The sequence below is a fragment of the Desulfovibrio sp. ZJ369 genome, from assembly GCF_011039085.1.
Taxonomy (GTDB): domain Bacteria; phylum Desulfobacterota; class Desulfovibrionia; order Desulfovibrionales; family Desulfovibrionaceae; genus Desulfovibrio.
Genome location: NZ_JAAKEI010000030.1, coordinates 20,100 through 35,720, shown reverse-complemented (window position 1 = coordinate 35,720; position 15,621 = coordinate 20,100). Strand labels below are relative to the sequence as shown.

The following is a 15,621-nucleotide window of genomic DNA, read 5'->3' as shown; positions in this document are numbered from 1 at the left end:
ATTGCCTGGCTGTTGCTTTTCCATCAAGATACGCATGAACAGCCTTGGTTCGGATTTCTTCAGATGCAAATTTCATCTCTGCAATCTAAACGATTTCTAAATAAAATAAAAGTCAAATTGCTCTAGAAAAATAAATAAGGATAATATTTCTGTGTTTAATATTGATGCAAGGGATTTTTTAAACTATGGGGACTACGATGTTATATACTTTTTTAATCCATTTGGAAGAGAAATAATGAAAGATGTTATGACGGCAATCACTTGTCAGATGTTAGAGAACAAGGTATACACAATAATATACTATAATCCTGTCTGTGATGATATTGTGCGAAAAAGTGGTATCTTTTATCTTAAGGATGAACTGTCTATTCCTCGTGGGATAAAAATTTATATTTATGAGGGAAGGCGTAATCACGATAAATATTTGAGCAGTTGAGAGAAAAGTTCCCGTTTGCCTGGCGTTTCGAGATAGCTGTTATGCCAGAGCAGAGTCATATTCCCTCCATGGCGGCGAACATGTTGGGAAAGTTGATAGGCAATATTAAACGCCTCATCTATTGTATTATGTCCGTATTCAAGTAACGTACAATCCATAATGATCAGTGGACGTTCTTTCAGATTAAGTTGATCGCGCTTATTCAGATCAAAGACGGGATATTCTCGGGCTGTTCCGGTTCGAAATCCAGATACTCTATTAAAGCCCACTGTTGAGTCGTATTCAAGTCCTGCATCGTCCCACATCTTCCAGGTTGAACTACCCAAAAAACGCAGGTAGTGTTGCCTCCCTCCTCGGATGGGTACAGGAGAGACTTCTTGGACAGATTTGAATTCTTGGAAAAAAGCAGAAGGATTCTCAGGCGTTTCGTAGCTGGGATGAAAGCCAAGTTCATGCCCTTGTGTGCTAAGTAGCCGTAGCAGGTCTTTCAGCCACGTTGAATGTAAATCATAATATTTGTCAAATTTGTTGTTTGTCACTCCCCCTTTTAGATTAAAACAACCGCATAGATCATACTTTTCAAGCTCTTTGATAATCCAGGGAAAGGTAAAGAATAAATCTTCATTGATAGAAAAATACGACTTCAATATAGTCGCTAGTCTGTTCAGAGAGCGATGCTTTAGTATGGATGAAGCAATATACTTGAGGGTAATAGCAGGATTTCTTCCATAGCAGAATGTCGGTATATCGATATCACAGCTGTACCGTAACGTATATGGAAAATGCTGTATATCTATATTGATATTTTGTTTTTTCAGATAGTTGTGGAAGAGGATAAGCATTTCATCGACAACGGGTCGGTGGATGATATCGTTTTGAAAGAGAAAGGCATCCGATGGTGAAAGGGTACCGTTAAATTCTGTATGCCTTGATGAATATGTATCCTCGTAGCATGTAAGAAAGAAAAAAGCTGTACCTAAGATGTCGACCGATGAGAGGTCACGAGCATCAGGTAAGGCAAAAGGGAATGGTAAATCACTACCGTCAATATAGTGAGCTTTTAAATTCTGCTGCAGACACTTGCCTTGGAAAAACTCTTCAGGTTTATGTTCAGGGAAAAAAATATTAGGTAAAGTTACCTGGTGTCCTTCTTGCGAAAAAGACCATTCCCCAGAATAGCCTACGACTATTCTGTAGTCCGCCAATAACCATTGTGAAAATATACAGTCGATTATGTATTTGTACTCAGAGAGGAAATACTTTCCAGGAGTAGTAATCGTAATCATATGGGGTGGTATTTTGACCAGTCTTCAGGTAATGGCTCTTTTTGCCAGGTTTCATGTGAATGGGACCCTGGATGATAGTAAAACCTTATTTAGTTAATACTCTCTTTTTTTATTACTGCGCTGATAAAATTGTCATATCTAGTCTCCCAACTATCAGCATAAAAATCATGTTCATAGGTGTATGTTTTTTTTAATAGATGATCAAGCTCTTCTAACGAGGCAAAAGAAGGAAACGGATTCTCATTGCCTAAAAAATTTTCTGCAATTTTATTTTTAAAAGAAAATACAGGTACTTTACATGCATATGCAGCAAACAGGGCTGTGGACATGTCGCCTATTACATACTTTGACTTTAATATAACGTCGTATAAATTTTCGGAGTAAGAAATCGTTATGTTTTTATTGTTGTTATTACTTGATACATTATCCGCAAGCAACCTATTTGTGGGATGTGGTCGTAATAGTATTTTTTCATTTGGATATTTTTCAGATGTGTATAATGAAAGCTTATAAAACTCAAGAAAAGTTCCTCCTGTGGGTAAAAAAAGTATGTGTTTGTTTGTTGAATTTTTATTTTTATAATATTCTACGCATAATGAATGGTAAGGATGACCAGAAATATATTTTTGAGAAGCGCAATTTGTTTTATTTTTGAACCATGCTCCAAAGAGAAAAATTGTATTTTGGTAGTATTTCTGAAACTCCTTATGTTTAGATGCAAATCTACTGAAGTTGTATGCAAAATGATTAGAATAAATTATTCCGTGTTGAACTTCCACTGTATGGATATTTAATTTTTTTGCAATATAAACGCTAATGCTGTCTATTCCATAAAATCCTGATGTGTAAAATATTATTTTAGGCTTTAATTTTTTCCATAGAAATGAATAAAAAAAGCCATATAAGATTGACTTTTTTGACCATTCTAAAATTACGCTGTAAATAGATTCTCGTTGTTTTTGGGAGAGATAGCTATTGGTCATTAAATGGTATTTATGTTCAATAAAATTAATCATTTTTTCTGCAGCAAGTCGGTGTTTTTTTGAATTTGAGAATTTAGAACAAAAATTTAGTACACGCAGAATAAAATTCATATCATAATATTTATAAGGTACGCTGCTAGGTAGCTTTGCAAAGGAACTGTCGTAAAGAGATATCGAATTTGATGAATATCTGCTTGCAATTCCAAAGATTGGATCGACAAAATCATTATCAAACTTATCCAGGTAAACGATGTGTTGATGAAAAACTATAGGATATGTTTCTTTAGGAAAGTTGAATATAGTGAAGATATTTTTTAAATTTTTCAGAAACATTTTTAGAGATGTCTTTTTTTTGTATTTATTAAATTTCTCTATGTCGTCTATGATTTCATAGATTCCATTTCTAACAAGAGGCCAGAGCATATAGCCTGATGGAGATTTGATCTGAAAAATATATTCATCCGATTCGATTTCATGTATTAATGTAAGGGCTTTTTTCATAAGGATTTTATCCATCTAAAATAAGGTTGTTATAGCGAAGCGGAGTCCCTTTTTTAATAGGGAAAGAACTTTTTTTGCCAAACAGAATTTTTAAATATCTTGGATGGAGTCCATACCCCGGCCGAATGCTGCGCACATTCTCTTCCGTGAAAACTTCACCTGCCTTCATGTCTTTGACGACGAACAGCGAACGCCGGAATACCTTGCTTTCTTTCTGCTTGGGCGTCAAGTCGTAGCAGACGGTTCCCAGGGCCTTTTCCACCGTGCGGATATCCTGCACCATCTGCTTGAATTCGTGCGGCTCCATGCTGAAGGCGCTGTCCGGACCACCATCGGCGCGGGCAAGGGTAAAATGCTTTTCGATGATGCGCGCGCCTACGGCCACAGCGCCCACAGCCACGGCACTGCCCAGCGTATGGTCTGAAAGGCCGGCCACACAGTTGAAGGCCTGCGCCAGATGGGGAATGGTGCGCAAATTGGCTTCTTCAGGCGGCGCGGGATAGGCGCTTGTGCACTTGAGCAGGGCAAGCTCGGAGGTTCCGTGTTCGCGCAGAGTCGTCACAGCTTCGTCTATTTCCGCCAGACTGGCCATACCGGTAGACATGATGACCGGCTTGCCTGTGGAAGCAATTTTTTTGAGCAGCGGAATATCCACCACTTCAAAAGACGCCACCTTATGGCAGGGGACGTTCATTTTTTCCAAAAAATCCACGGCGGTGGCATCAAAAGGGGTGGAAAAGCAGTCCATGCCCAAGTCATTGGCCAGAGCCTTGAGGCGCGGCTGCCATTCCCACGGCGTGTGGGCCTCCTGATAGAGGTCGTACAGAGTTTTGCCTTCCCACAGCGTTCCCTTGATACGAAAGTATTCATTGTCGCAGGGGATGGTCATGGTATCCGCCGTATAGGTCTGCAACTTGACGGCATCGGCTCCAGCCTCGGCAGCGGCGCGAATAATGGCCTCAGCGCGCTCGATACTGCCATTGTGGTTGGCGGAAACTTCGGCAATGATATAGACTTTGTTTGTATTGATAAATTTTATCATACTATCCTGTGATATAGTCAGTGCGGGAAACTGCTTCTAGCTACATGTTGAATAAAATTTTAATATTATTCAAATTGAATTTCTGAAAAATAGCGCAATCCTATAAAGCGATGTTTGGTTAAAGCGAAATTGTCAACTTGAACACCTAATAAAGACTGAATCCACCAATGAGCATCTTTGAACCCAATCATATTTCTGAAAAAAACAGTGCTTGAAAGACGAGGATTTATTTCAAATATAAAATGTTCATTATTTAATTTTCGAGATTGTATATTTATAGACCCATGTAAATTTACCAAAGGGGCAATCTTTTTCCCTAAGTTTTCCATATAAGGAGATTTGACGAGCTCTACAAAAAATGACAGTCCATTTTTAAGCTTTCTACGAAATGTTACTGTTGTTATTGTTTTTCCATCAGAAAAAACAGATGAAGTGTATTCTTCGTTTTCATTAGGAAGGTATCTCTGAACTATATATGCTGTATCTGATTTGTTGATAGCTTCAAAGTCCTCATTACTTTTAATGAGATATATTGATTTGCTACCACATCCAAAATCTGGTTTCACGATAAAAGGATATGGTAATTGCATTTTGAATTTAGAGAGTAGATAAGTTTCAGGAGCTTTAAAGCCATTTCTGATAATAAAACTAGCAGTCTTATATTTGCTAGAAAAGTTTTCTACAATATCTTTATTATTAATTGCTAGTTTACAATTGAGTTTAGAAAAAAACTCTCTGTTGTTATCAATAAAGAGAATTTCAGCTTCTGAAGTTGGTAAAAAGACTTCTATATCATATTTTTTTATAAGAGATGAGATAATTTCTAGATAGTCGGCAGATGCTACTGGAGGAACAACTTTGAAGGTTTCAAGAAGATGACGTACAGGACAGAGTGGAGACATATCTATTCCATAAAGTTTGTAACATTGTTCCTCAAAAAGTGCTTTTACACAAGAATATCCTATATCTCCACTAACCCCAGTTATCATTATATGATGCTTATACATGACTATCTCCAGATGACATTGTAAAGATATTCAGGAATATTATGCATTTTTTGCAGTGTGTCTGTTAATGATTTTCTATTATAATCAAAATGTTTGACTTCCCAGCTAGATGGCTGCTCGGTATGGAGAACAGCAAATGATGGTAATTTCCCATCACGAGGCTGGCCCATAGATCCGGGATTTCCATAATAATGATTGTTTTTCAGTCGATACATAGAATAATGGGTATGTCCCATGATTGTTAATTTTGTACAAGTTTTCGGAAGAATAGAATTCGGATATAGATACTGATCTAAAAAATTATCAGGTCCACCATGGCAGCAAAATAACGATATTTCATGATTTATATAAAATTCTTGTGCACTTTTTAGCCAATTAATAAATTCTCTTGTGCTATTATGTAAAAGGATTTCAAGTGCTGGTCCGTACTTTGTCGAGTAGTCTCGTTGTATAAATCCTTTAGCATAACTGTCAAGCAATATTTTATCATGGTTTCCTAATAATCTAATAATATTTTTGCAGTTCTCTAATTCCTTCCAAACTTTTAGGGCGTCAAAGTAGTATCCACAAATATCACCTAGAAAAATATTTATATCTGCATCTTCTTTGAGTATTAACTTGTAACCTGAAGAAAAAGCATCAAAATTGCCATGAATATCAGAAAAGAAGCATATTTTCATATTGCTTACGAAGCTTTTTTAAATAGTCAGAGAAAGATGGCATTTGAACAGGGCTGTGAGAGGCATGTACTAAAACATCTAGATTATCTCTTCCTGGATAAATATCAATTGTATCATCTTCAAGAAGAATTTCGGCAATAGTTTTCAACCATGATTTAATCGAAAGAGTTTCTGAGCCAGCCATGTAGACAATTTTTGACTTTCGTTCTTTCTGCAATACTTCATGTAGAATCCATTGAGCTGCTGAAATATCCGAAATATAATTCCGTAACTGTGCTCCCTCACCGAAGAGCTCAGGTTTTTTCTTGGATACCAACGCCTGATAAATAGCTCTATTTATGCCAAGATGTGATGAATTCTGAAAACCGTATATGCCGTTGAGGCGAAAGATGCATACTCTTTCTGGCAATGCCTGGAAAATTCGTTCACAAACGAGCTTCGAAAATGCGTAATCGTCTGCAGGTTCTACAGGGCTGTCAATTGCCCATGGAAAATGTTGACCATGTATGGATGCGGTAGATGTAAAGTATACATTGGAATCATTCCTTTTTACAGCGTCCAGAAGTGAGATAGCTGGTAGCGTGTTCTTATGTAGAACAGAACTTTGAGGGGTGTAGTCAATAACCGAAGCCATATGCAGCAACGCATCAAATTTGAGGCCTTCTGGAAGTGGTTTTTGAAAATCCCAGTAAAGTTCATTGTCTGCGACAGGATGGTGACGAACCACAAAGGTACTTGTAATTTGAGGTAAGAAGGTGAGGAGATGGCGAACTTGTTTGCCAAGCAGGCCAGAGATCCCTGTTACAAGAAGTTTCATGCTAAGTTCCGTAGTAAGGTATTAAGAGGATGATGAGAGAGTTTGCTAGCACTGTTTATGTATTGTTCCCGGTTGCTTCCCTTGAGCGTCTGCTCAAGATGCAGAGAAGTATAGGGGAGGGCAAAATTCCCCTCAATCAGACCAGAAACAACGTGTATCTGGTTTTCTGCTGTTTGCAGAACCAGAAAGGGCACGCCAAGGCAGCAGAGTTCCCAACAGGTCGATCCTCCTGCCGTGATGCACAGGTCCGTATCCAGCAAGAGGGCGGGCATATCACCCACGCGGGGCAGAATCTCCAGTTGTGCCGGGCACTGGGCAAAAGCCTCACGGATGCGATCCGCATCCATGGCTCCCTGAATGACGCGAATCGTGCGCCCCGCCAATTCCGGCAGGCACATGTCAGCCGCGACTTTTTCCAGATGTTCGATACAGTTGCCGCCTCCCAGCGTCACCAGAATATTCCGGGGCTGCGCTGGTCTGCTGCGTTGCTGTGCCTTTTTCTGGGCATCCCAGAACTCCTGCCGCAGCAGGACATAATCCAGCCCCAGCAATTTGCGGCCGATGTTTCCCTGATACGTCAGCAGCTCCGCGCCAATATTCTGGTTCAGCAGCACATCGCAATGGTATTCAGGCAGATGCGCGTAGTCGTCGATGACCAGCAGGCGATACCCTGCCTGCATGACGGCCTTCTGGCAGGCCGTGTCGAAGTGATAGCCGTCCAGGACGACCCAGATAGGCACAGTCGCAGTTCCCGGAGCCGGCAGATTGGCCGTCTGAAGCTGTCGCAGCAGATCGTCGGGAGCCTCCGCCACAGGCGGCATGGCCGGCAGACCATGCAGGGGAATATCCTCTCGTGCCAGACGTTCTCGCAGCCAGTCGACACCAAGGCGGCAGATCATCTGCACGTCCAGCCCTTCCCTGCGGGCAGCCTGAGCCAGCGCAAGACAGCGCATGACATGGCCGGTCCCCATGCGCGGGGCCGCGTCGGCACGGATGAGGATGGTACTCATTGCCGCAGTCCATGATAAGAGGCAAGAAGTTCTGCCCAGGCAAAGTCGGCTTCTGTGTCAATATCTACAGCACACGTTCTTGGAACAATAACAGCTTTCTTTTTCATGGGAAGAAAATTTTTCCCTTCGTGACGGAAAAACGCCTCTACTGAAAAGTAGTAAAAAAGGCCTATATCGTGGTATGCTTTGAGACAGTCCTGCGTTCGTACGGGAACAAATTCTGGATGAAGATATGTTATTGTCCCAGAGTCATCCAATCTTATCGCCCGTTGAATGGGATGAGCATATTCAGAAACAGCCATGCACAGCTCACAGCAGGAAAGCATATCTCTGGCCTGAGTCAACTGTTTTTCTGTGACAAAAACAGATGTTCCGTATAGACAACAACAATACTTCGGAAGGGTGCCTGCATACTCTTGCCATTGTTGCAAGGTTACACGTAGTACATCAGCTGTGGTTGAAAAATCATCAGCAACTGTTGTCGGTCTTGCAAAAGGAAACTCCGCTCCTGCCTGTTGTGCCGCCGAGGCGATTTCTTGGTCTTCTGTTGAAATAATGACATGTTCAAACAAGCCCGATCGCAAAGCAGAACGGACAGGCCAAGCAACAAGTGGCTGACCACAAAACTGTCTGACATTTTTACGAGGAACTCGTTTTGATCCCCCTCGAGCCATGACGATACAAAGAGCTTTTGACATGATTATTTAAAATCAAGTCGTCTAAGATTGTTGTTGCAATCTTTATAGAGTAAATTGTAGTTGGCGTGTTTTTCTACAATATCATCAAAGTACTGATTGGAGATTTCAAGAGTACGGCAAAAATCAGCCTTGGCAGCTGGGTCGAGAATATAATCCCTGTCCTGAATAAGTTGGAGAGCCTGCTCTTTTGTCAGCAAACCTTCTCTGACGTGTCGGCATGCTATATCTGAAACTCTCTGAAAACCAAATTTGGGGAATTTGCACCAGATATGTACGAGATAAGCGATAGAATCTATTTGGGCATACTGTTCAATGGTTCCCTGGCGATACCATTCATTATAGTAAGTGAGATCTCTGAATCCGCACTGTTTGGCAATCGCGAGAGAGTCTGCTATGGAGTATGGATAGATTGCCCCGAGAAAGATTACTTTTGTTTCTTCATCAGAGAGCGGACAAAATATGTCTAGTTGTTTTGCAGAACCATATTCGAAAGCACTGTTTTCTCCCATGAAAACCGTATTGATACCAAAATTTTTTGCGATTTCGAACGGTACTTTATAACATTGTTCCTCAAACCATCGAAGCGGATGAAGGTCCCCTTTGAATCCTGCCAGTGCTTGTTCGCAGAATTCATCGTGGCTATACCGAAACTGGATATGGTCTATCCCAAAATGTCTTGAAATATTGTCTCTGTTATACTTGCCTGCTTCCGTCATGGTAAATTCATCGACAGCAGAGACGAGTAAAGGCCTTTTGATTCCGTAATCATGCATGAGTCGATAGACGATCATGTGGGAATCTTTGCCACCTGAAACACCTACGACACAATCATATTTACTTTTATTATGGGATTCTTTGAAATATTGAGAGAGCCATTGCTGTCGTGCTGTAAAATCAATATTTTTTTTCTCTTCAATATTGAGGCAAGCCTGGCAGATACCATCCTGTTCAAGTAGTCCAGGACGAGTTCCCAGAATAAAACCACACTTCTTACAAATCCGGATAGTACTCATGTTCATCTCCTATTTCGTTTTTTCAAGCAAAAACCATGTACAGTCATCCTTGGGGAAGGCGGCATCTCTGTGGTATATGAAATTATAGGCAACAAGTTGTAAATCTGGAAACATGTCCAGCAGTTCACCAGCAAAATCACGCTTGAACAGCTTATTTTGATGATTGCGATAGGGAATGGCAACCGGAGATGGATTGTAATATTCATTAATCAGAATATACCGCTGGGAAAGCTGGTAGAGCTTCTGATAGATGGCAGGAAGTTGTTCAGGATTTATATGAATCATGACTCCGCAAGAAAAAACTAAATCAAAAAAATTGCTATCTTGACCGAAATCAAGAATGGAACAATTGTAAATACTCGCACCAGTATTTTTTTTTGCGAGAGCTGCTGCTTTTGTGTTTATTTCAACCCCAGAAATCTTTATATTGGGAATAATGCATTTTAATGCATACAGGTTTGCTCCAATATTACAACCCATTTCAAAAGCTGTTTCAGGAAGCTGTGAGCAATTTTTTAAAATATCAGACCACATGGCGATATCAGGGCCAATAAGTGCTTCCAGCGAGTTCCTAGAGATATACTCGTCTCCAAATTCACTGGCCCAAAACTGTTCTTGTTCACTCAGTTTACGCATGTAATGGTCCTCATAATAGTCAGTATGTTATCTTCAGTCAACCCCGGCCAGAGCGGCAGGGTGAGGAGCTCCCGATAGGCGGCTTCAGCCACGGGACAGAGGCCTTCCCGCGTACCGACGACGTTTCGGTAGTAGGGGTGCAGGTGCACAGGCACATAATGCACATTGGCGCCGATGCCGTTGGCGCGCAGATGGCGGAACAGGGCATCCCGGTCTGGGCTGCGCACCACATAAAGATGGTAGGCGTGGCGGACATCCTCCCGGCATCTGAGCGGCCGGATGCTGTCCTGCCCCGCCAGCGCGGCAGCGTAGGCCTGAGCCAGTTCGTTGCGTTTGGCAATCCAGCCGTCCAGCTTTTTGAGCTGCGAACTGCCCAGCGCGCACTGAAAGTCCGTGATGCGATAATTATAGCCCAGCTCGGTCATTTCATAGAACCAGGCGCCGGATTTTTCGCGCTGGCTGGTCGTGGTGGTGATGCCGTGCCCGCGAAAAGCCCGCATGCGCGCGGCGAGCTGCTTATCACCGGTCACGGCCATACCACCTTCGCCGGTGGTGATGTGTTTGACCGGGTGGAAGCTGAACACCGTGATGTCGGCCAGTGTGCCCACCTTGCGCCCCCTGAAGGATGCGCCCAGGGCATGGCACCCGTCGGCCACAAGGGCCAGGTGATGTCTGTCCGCAATGGCGCGCAGGGCGTCCCAGTCGCAGGGCTGGCCGGCATAGTCCACAGCGATGATGGCTTTGGTGCGCGGCGTGATGGCCGCTTCCACAGCCGTTGGATCCATGAGCAGCGTCTCGGCGTCCACATCGGCAAAGACCGGTGTGCCGCCCTGATACAAAATGCAGTTGGCCGAGGCCGCAAAGGTCATGGGCGGAACGATGACTTCGTCGCCGGGGCCGATATCCAGGGCAAACATGGCCGCGTGCAGGGCCGCGGTGCCGTTGCTGACAGCCACGCCATGACGCGCGCCGGTATAGGCGCAAACGTCAGCCTCGAAGCGTTCCACAGCCGGGCCGGTGGTCAGCCAGTCCGAGCGCAGCACTTCGACCACGGCCGCGATATCGTCGTCGTCGATGGTCTGCCGACCATAGGGGATAAAATGGGGCGTACTCATGACTAGCGGATAGCAAAACCTTGTTCTTTCAGGGTGGCGCGCAGCTCAGGGACGGTCAGCCAGCTTTCGTTGGTGCCGGAATTGTAGCTGAAACCTTCGGGCACGGGCGTCCCCTCAGGCCCGCGATAGGGGAAGGTCTCCGGCTTGATGACGTAATAGTGGCCGATGTCGATGGTATGGCGGGAATCCTCGGCCGTGATCATGGTCTCGTGCAGCTTTTCGCCGGGGCGGATCCCCACTTCCACAGTTGCCATGCCGGGAGCGATGGCTTCGGCCAGATCCGTGATCTTCATGCTGGGGATCCTGGGCACGAGGATTTCGCCGCCGCCGGCCAGTTCAAAGGACCGCAGCACCATGTGCACGGACTGCTCCAGCGTGATCCAGAAGCGGGTCATGCGCGTGTCTGTGATGGGCAGGGGGCCGCCTTCGTCACGCTTCCTGATGAAGAAGGGGATGACGCTGCCGCGGCTGCCCATGACGTTGCCGTAGCGTACCACGGAGTACACCGTATCGCAGGCCGTGTAGGCATTGGCCGCGATGAAGAGTTTGTCCGAGCAGAGTTTTGTGGCGCCGTAGAGATTGACCGGGGCCACAGCCTTGTCCGTGGACAGGGCCACCACCTTTTTCACGCCGCAGTCGGCCGCCGCATTGACGATATTTTCCGCGCCGCCAATATTGGTGCGGATGCACTCTGTGGGATTGTATTCCGCCGCCGGCACCTGCTTGAGAGCCGCCGCATGGATGACATAATCCACGCCACGAAAGGCCCGGTACAGGCGCTCCCTGTCGCGCACATCACCGATGAAATAGCGCATGCATGGATATTTTTTCAGGGAAAAGACCTGCTGCATCTCGAACTGCTTGAGTTCGTCACGCGAAAAAACGATAAGCCGCCTGGGCTTGTGGTTTTTCAGGATGACTTCGACGCATTTCTTGCCAAAAGAACCGGTACCACCGGTGATGAGCAGTGTTTTATCGGTAAACATCATGCACCCATCAGCTGAGCTTTTCTGCCAGGTGAGCGGCAGTATGTTGCAATGTCTTTTCATAGGCAGGCAATACCGTTGCCGCCGTACCATGCATGGCTACACTTCCCTTGTCGATCCAGTAGAGCAGGTCACATCCTTCCACCGTACTCAGACGATGGGCTACAACCACAAGTGTCACATGCTGGCGCAAACTCTCGATAGTTGATTGTATGGCCCGCTCGGTGGCCCCGTCAAGGGATGACGTGGCTTCATCGAAGATAAGAAGTTCCGGCCTGTCATACAGGGCGCGGGCGATGCCCACGCGTTGTATCTGGCCGCCGGAGAGGCGCACGCCGCGTTCCCCCAGGGGAGTGTGGATGCCTTCAGGAAGATCCTCCACAAAGTCCATGGCCGCCATGCGGCAGCATTCCCGCACCCGTTCCTCATCCACCGGCTCGCCCCAGTGGCTGAAGGCCACATTCTCGGCCAGTGTGGCATCCAGCAGGTAGAGGTTCTGGGGGACGTAGCCGATATTCAGGCGTTCAGTGGACGTATTCCAGATATTGCCGTCAAGGCACAAATGCCCCTGCTGCGGGCGCAACAGCCCCGTGATGAGCGAGGTCAGCGTGCTCTTGCCTGAGCCGGAAAGGCCCACCAGCCCCACCATGCTCCCCTTGGGGATGGTGAGTGAGATATCCCGCAAGGCGGCATGCTCCGCATGGGGATAGGTGAAGCTCACATCATGCAGGCTGATCTCGCGCTGGAAGTGGCGTACAGGGCGGGCGTCCAGTCGTTCCGGCGCGGGGAGTTCCGTCACAAAGTCCAGAAGTTTTTCCAGGGTGGGCTGGTTGAAACGCATATTCAGAATGGCGTTCATGGTTTTGTTGGCCGCCGGCAGCAGACGCCAGGAGACGGCTGCCAGCAGGGTCAGCATGCCGGTGGTTGCCGCCACGCTGCTGCCCAGACGTACCTGAAGCAGCAGAACCAGCAGCAACAGGAGCATGCCCGCCACCTCCAGCACCCACATGGGCAGCATGGGCAGGGTAGTGCGGGAACTGTTTTTCAGCGAATAGTCGTCAATGAACTTTGCATATTCCTGCAGGAAATTCTGCCTCTTGTCGTAAATGGCTATCTCGCGCAGTCCCTGCAGCCCCTGCATGGCGACACGCGAATTATACAGGTCATAGTGGCGAATGTCCTGCGACAGACCATAGATACGGGCACGGGTCCCTTTCTGAATGAGTACGGCCAGCAGGGCAACGGACGCAAAGAGCAGGCAGGAAAGCAAGGGATTGGCGATGAGTGCCCCCCCCAGCAGGAATACAGCGATGACTATCTGGGTGAACAGGGTCAGCAGGGTCGTGGCGTAAGCGGCAACATAGACTTTCCAGTTCAAGGAAGTCAATAATTCCGCCGAGTTCTGCCCGGCATGCCAGATGTGCGGCGCGGCCAGAAAACGGCGAAAGAGATTACTGCCCATGGTCCAGGCAATGCGCTGGGAAAAATAATTTTGCAGCCAGGTGATATAGCCCAGCAGGACATTTTTCAGCAAGGCAGCTGCACAGACCCCAGCCAGGACAAGTATCAGAAATTGTAAGGCCGTGGGGATGCCCGGCGAAAAGGGCAGGGCCGCGCGGATATTCTCCAGCAGGGCATAGCGGGCCAGACTTTCTGGGGCGGACATGGCCACACCCAGCAGGGAAATGCCGCCCGCCACACCGATCTCGAACAGACCCATGACAATGTTGAGCAGGCACAGCCACCAGAACAGACGGCGTTCCCGTGGCGTGGCCAGAGCATAGAACTGGCGGGCGATGGAAAGCGGGGTATACTCTTGATGCGACGATGCTGTCATCCATACCCTCTTGCCTTGAGCTGCGTATACAGCAGTTTCGTGCAAATGATCACGGAGTTAACGTGGGAGAAGTAAGTTTTATAGTCAGGTAGCGCGCAAGATACCTCAGGCGGTAGCCAAGTACCTTAGATTTGGGTATCCGGTGATTCCAGGTTTACAGCCTCCAGTAGTCGATGCCCGCGGCACGCATGGCCTGCGGGTCGAAGAAGCCCTTCACGTCCATGAGCACGGCCTTGTCCGCATGTTTGCAGCGGGCCTTGATGTCTTCGGGCGTCAGGGCGGCGTAGGCCTTGTGGCTCACGGCCAGCAGCACGGCATCCAGGTCGCGCAGCCGGTCCAGATCCACCAGCTCCTGTCCGTATTCGTGCATGGCTTCGGCCGGATCGGCCTCGGCGTCATGCACCAGCGGGACGATACTGTATTCCCTGAGTTCGCGGATCACGTCCACCACGCGGGTGTTGCGCAGGTCGGGCACGTTCTCCTTGAAGGTGAAGCCCAAAATGCCCACGCGCGCGCCGCTGACCACGTTGCCGTTTCTGATGAGGCGCTTGACCAGGCATTCGGCCACATATTTGCCCATGTTGTCGTTGATGCGGCGACCGGCCAGGATGACTTCGGGGTGGAAGCCCATTTCCTCGGCCTTGAAGGTCAGGTAATAGGGATCCACGCCGATGCAGTGGCCGCCCACCAGACCGGGACGGAAGGGCAGAAAATTCCATTTGGTGCCGGCGGCTTCCAGCACTTCGAGGGTGTCGATGCCCAGACGCTCGAAGATGATGGCCAGTTCGTTCATGAGCGCGATGTTCAGGTCACGCTGGGTGTTCTCAATGACCTTGGCGGCCTCGGCCACCTTGATGCTGGAGGCGCGGTGGATGCCCGCCCTGACCACGGAGCCGTAGACCTGGGCCAGCAGATCGGCTGTGGCCTGGTCGGAACCGGAGACGATCTTTGTGATGGTCTCCAGGGTGTGGACCTTGTCGCCGGGGTTGATGCGCTCCGGCGAATAGCCCACGGTGAAATCCGTGCCGTATGTCAGGCCGGATTCCTGCTCCAGGATGGGCACGCAGATCTCTTCGGTGAGGCCGGGGTAGACCGTGGATTCATAGACCACCACGCAACCCCTGGGCATGTGACGACCCACGGTATGGCTGGCGCCCACCACGGGCGTGAGGTCGGGGGAGCGGTGTTCGTCGATGGGCGTGGGCACGGCCACGATGATCACGGCGGCCCGGGCCAGGTCGGCGGGGTCGCAGGTATATTCGATCGTGGCGGCGGCCAGGGCTTCGTCGGTCACTTCGTTGGTGCGGTCATGGCCTTTGCGCAGCTCTTCGATGCGTCCGGCGTTGATGTCAAAACCGAGCACGTTCATGTGGCGGGAAAAAGCCACGGCCAGGGGCAGGCCCACATAGCCCAGGCCCACCACGGCCAGGGTGCGCGTCCCGTTTGTGAATTCTTCCAAGCTGTACATCATCTGAGCCCCCATAGACTCCTTTATCCAGTCGATAGACCAGTAGGACGATCCTGCCGCAAACCAGCCATATTGCGCGGCCTTTTCCCTGAACCCGTTGAGTTTG

15 protein-coding genes are annotated in these 15,621 nt (G+C 47.5%); 1 reads left to right on the top strand and 14 read right to left on the bottom strand.

Annotated elements, in window-relative coordinates:
- Window positions 1-151 precede the first annotated feature (151 nt).
- Window positions 152-436, top strand: coding sequence for a hypothetical protein (locus G7Y51_RS09785; protein WP_165176987.1), 285 nt, complete (start codon window positions 152-154; stop codon window positions 434-436).
- Here G7Y51_RS09785 and G7Y51_RS09780 read toward each other — a convergent pair.
- From G7Y51_RS09780 to G7Y51_RS09715, 14 genes are all read right to left on the bottom strand, one after another.
- Entirely contained in the window at window positions 412-1,722 is a 1,311-nt protein-coding gene (locus G7Y51_RS09780; RefSeq protein WP_165176984.1) for a polysaccharide deacetylase family protein, read from the bottom strand. The two genes, G7Y51_RS09785 and G7Y51_RS09780, sit on opposite strands and share 25 nt — an antisense overlap.
- Before the next feature lie 89 nt (window positions 1,723-1,811).
- Complete coding sequence (locus tag G7Y51_RS09775; protein WP_206214306.1) at window positions 1,812-3,206, bottom strand: hypothetical protein; 1,395 nt, start codon at window positions 3,204-3,206, stop codon at window positions 1,812-1,814.
- A gap of 7 nt (window positions 3,207-3,213) precedes the next feature.
- A complete protein-coding gene (pseI, locus tag G7Y51_RS09770) occupies window positions 3,214-4,248 on the bottom strand; it encodes a pseudaminic acid synthase (RefSeq protein WP_165176979.1) in 1,035 nt (344 codons plus the stop codon).
- A gap of 65 nt (window positions 4,249-4,313) precedes the next feature.
- Window positions 4,314-5,255: an ATP-grasp domain-containing protein gene (locus G7Y51_RS09765; RefSeq protein WP_165176976.1), complete on the bottom strand. Its 942-nt coding sequence runs from the start codon at window positions 5,253-5,255 to the stop codon at window positions 4,314-4,316.
- A 2-nt stretch (window positions 5,256-5,257) separates the two neighbouring features.
- Entirely contained in the window at window positions 5,258-5,935 is a 678-nt protein-coding gene (locus G7Y51_RS09760) for a metallophosphoesterase family protein (protein ID WP_165176974.1), read from the bottom strand.
- Complete coding sequence (locus tag G7Y51_RS09755) at window positions 5,913-6,752, bottom strand: SDR family oxidoreductase (RefSeq protein WP_165176971.1); 840 nt, start codon at window positions 6,750-6,752, stop codon at window positions 5,913-5,915. Before G7Y51_RS09755 ends, G7Y51_RS09760 begins: the two co-directional genes overlap by 23 nt.
- Window positions 6,749-7,762 carry a UDP-2,4-diacetamido-2,4,6-trideoxy-beta-L-altropyranose hydrolase gene (gene pseG, locus G7Y51_RS09750; protein ID WP_165176968.1) on the bottom strand — a complete coding sequence of 338 codons (1,014 nt, stop codon included), beginning with the start codon at window positions 7,760-7,762 and terminating at the stop codon, window positions 6,749-6,751. Before pseG ends, G7Y51_RS09755 begins: the two co-directional genes overlap by 4 nt.
- The gene (gene pseF, locus G7Y51_RS09745) at window positions 7,759-8,460 is read right to left on the bottom strand and encodes a pseudaminic acid cytidylyltransferase (protein ID WP_165176964.1); all 702 of its coding nucleotides are present in this window, start codon (window positions 8,458-8,460) and stop codon (window positions 7,759-7,761) included. Before pseF ends, pseG begins: the two co-directional genes overlap by 4 nt.
- Window positions 8,461-8,462: 2 nt before the next feature.
- Complete coding sequence (locus G7Y51_RS09740) at window positions 8,463-9,473, bottom strand: hypothetical protein (protein WP_206214305.1); 1,011 nt, start codon at window positions 9,471-9,473, stop codon at window positions 8,463-8,465.
- Window positions 9,474-9,482: 9 nt separating this feature from the next.
- On the bottom strand, window positions 9,483-10,109 hold the full coding sequence (locus tag G7Y51_RS09735) for a pseudaminic acid biosynthesis-associated methylase (RefSeq protein ID WP_165176962.1): 627 nt from the start codon (window positions 10,107-10,109) through the stop codon (window positions 9,483-9,485).
- Window positions 10,097-11,224: a UDP-4-amino-4,6-dideoxy-N-acetyl-beta-L-altrosamine transaminase gene (gene pseC, locus G7Y51_RS09730; RefSeq protein ID WP_165176960.1), complete on the bottom strand. Its 1,128-nt coding sequence runs from the start codon at window positions 11,222-11,224 to the stop codon at window positions 10,097-10,099. Before pseC ends, G7Y51_RS09735 begins: the two co-directional genes overlap by 13 nt.
- Window positions 11,225-11,226: 2 nt before the next feature.
- Window positions 11,227-12,210, bottom strand: a complete 984-nt coding sequence (pseB, locus tag G7Y51_RS09725; protein WP_165176992.1) for a UDP-N-acetylglucosamine 4,6-dehydratase (inverting) — start codon at window positions 12,208-12,210, stop codon at window positions 11,227-11,229.
- A gap of 10 nt (window positions 12,211-12,220) precedes the next feature.
- Window positions 12,221-14,047 (bottom strand): ABC transporter ATP-binding protein, encoded by a 1,827-nt coding sequence (locus G7Y51_RS09720; RefSeq protein ID WP_165176958.1) that lies wholly within the window; start codon window positions 14,045-14,047, stop codon window positions 12,221-12,223.
- 154 nt (window positions 14,048-14,201) lie between these two features.
- Complete coding sequence (locus tag G7Y51_RS09715) at window positions 14,202-15,515, bottom strand: nucleotide sugar dehydrogenase (RefSeq protein WP_165176989.1); 1,314 nt, start codon at window positions 15,513-15,515, stop codon at window positions 14,202-14,204.
- Window positions 15,516-15,621: the final 106 nt, after the last annotated feature.

Excerpts from the sequence above, each read along its gene's own strand:
- G7Y51_RS09780 (WP_165176984.1), bottom strand. The coding sequence starts at position 1,722 with ATGATTACGATTACTACTCCTGGAAAGTATTTCCTCTCTGAGTACAAA.
- G7Y51_RS09775 (WP_206214306.1), bottom strand. The coding sequence starts at position 3,206 with ATGAAAAAAGCCCTTACATTAATACATGAAATCGAATCGGATGAATAT.
- pseI (WP_165176979.1), bottom strand. The coding sequence starts at position 4,248 with ATGATAAAATTTATCAATACAAACAAAGTCTATATCATTGCCGAAGTT.
- G7Y51_RS09765 (WP_165176976.1), bottom strand. The coding sequence starts at position 5,255 with ATGTATAAGCATCATATAATGATAACTGGGGTTAGTGGAGATATAGGA.
- G7Y51_RS09760 (WP_165176974.1), bottom strand. The coding sequence starts at position 5,935 with ATGAAAATATGCTTCTTTTCTGATATTCATGGCAATTTTGATGCTTTT.
- G7Y51_RS09755 (WP_165176971.1), bottom strand. The coding sequence starts at position 6,752 with ATGAAACTTCTTGTAACAGGGATCTCTGGCCTGCTTGGCAAACAAGTT.
- pseG (WP_165176968.1), bottom strand. The coding sequence starts at position 7,762 with ATGAGTACCATCCTCATCCGTGCCGACGCGGCCCCGCGCATGGGGACC.
- pseF (WP_165176964.1), bottom strand. The coding sequence starts at position 8,460 with ATGTCAAAAGCTCTTTGTATCGTCATGGCTCGAGGGGGATCAAAACGA.
- G7Y51_RS09740 (WP_206214305.1), bottom strand. The coding sequence starts at position 9,473 with ATGAGTACTATCCGGATTTGTAAGAAGTGTGGTTTTATTCTGGGAACT.
- G7Y51_RS09735 (WP_165176962.1), bottom strand. The coding sequence starts at position 10,109 with ATGCGTAAACTGAGTGAACAAGAACAGTTTTGGGCCAGTGAATTTGGA.
- pseC (WP_165176960.1), bottom strand. The coding sequence starts at position 11,224 with ATGAGTACGCCCCATTTTATCCCCTATGGTCGGCAGACCATCGACGAC.
- pseB (WP_165176992.1), bottom strand. The coding sequence starts at position 12,210 with ATGTTTACCGATAAAACACTGCTCATCACCGGTGGTACCGGTTCTTTT.
- G7Y51_RS09720 (WP_165176958.1), bottom strand. The coding sequence starts at position 14,047 with ATGACAGCATCGTCGCATCAAGAGTATACCCCGCTTTCCATCGCCCGC.
- G7Y51_RS09715 (WP_165176989.1), bottom strand. The coding sequence starts at position 15,515 with ATGTACAGCTTGGAAGAATTCACAAACGGGACGCGCACCCTGGCCGTG.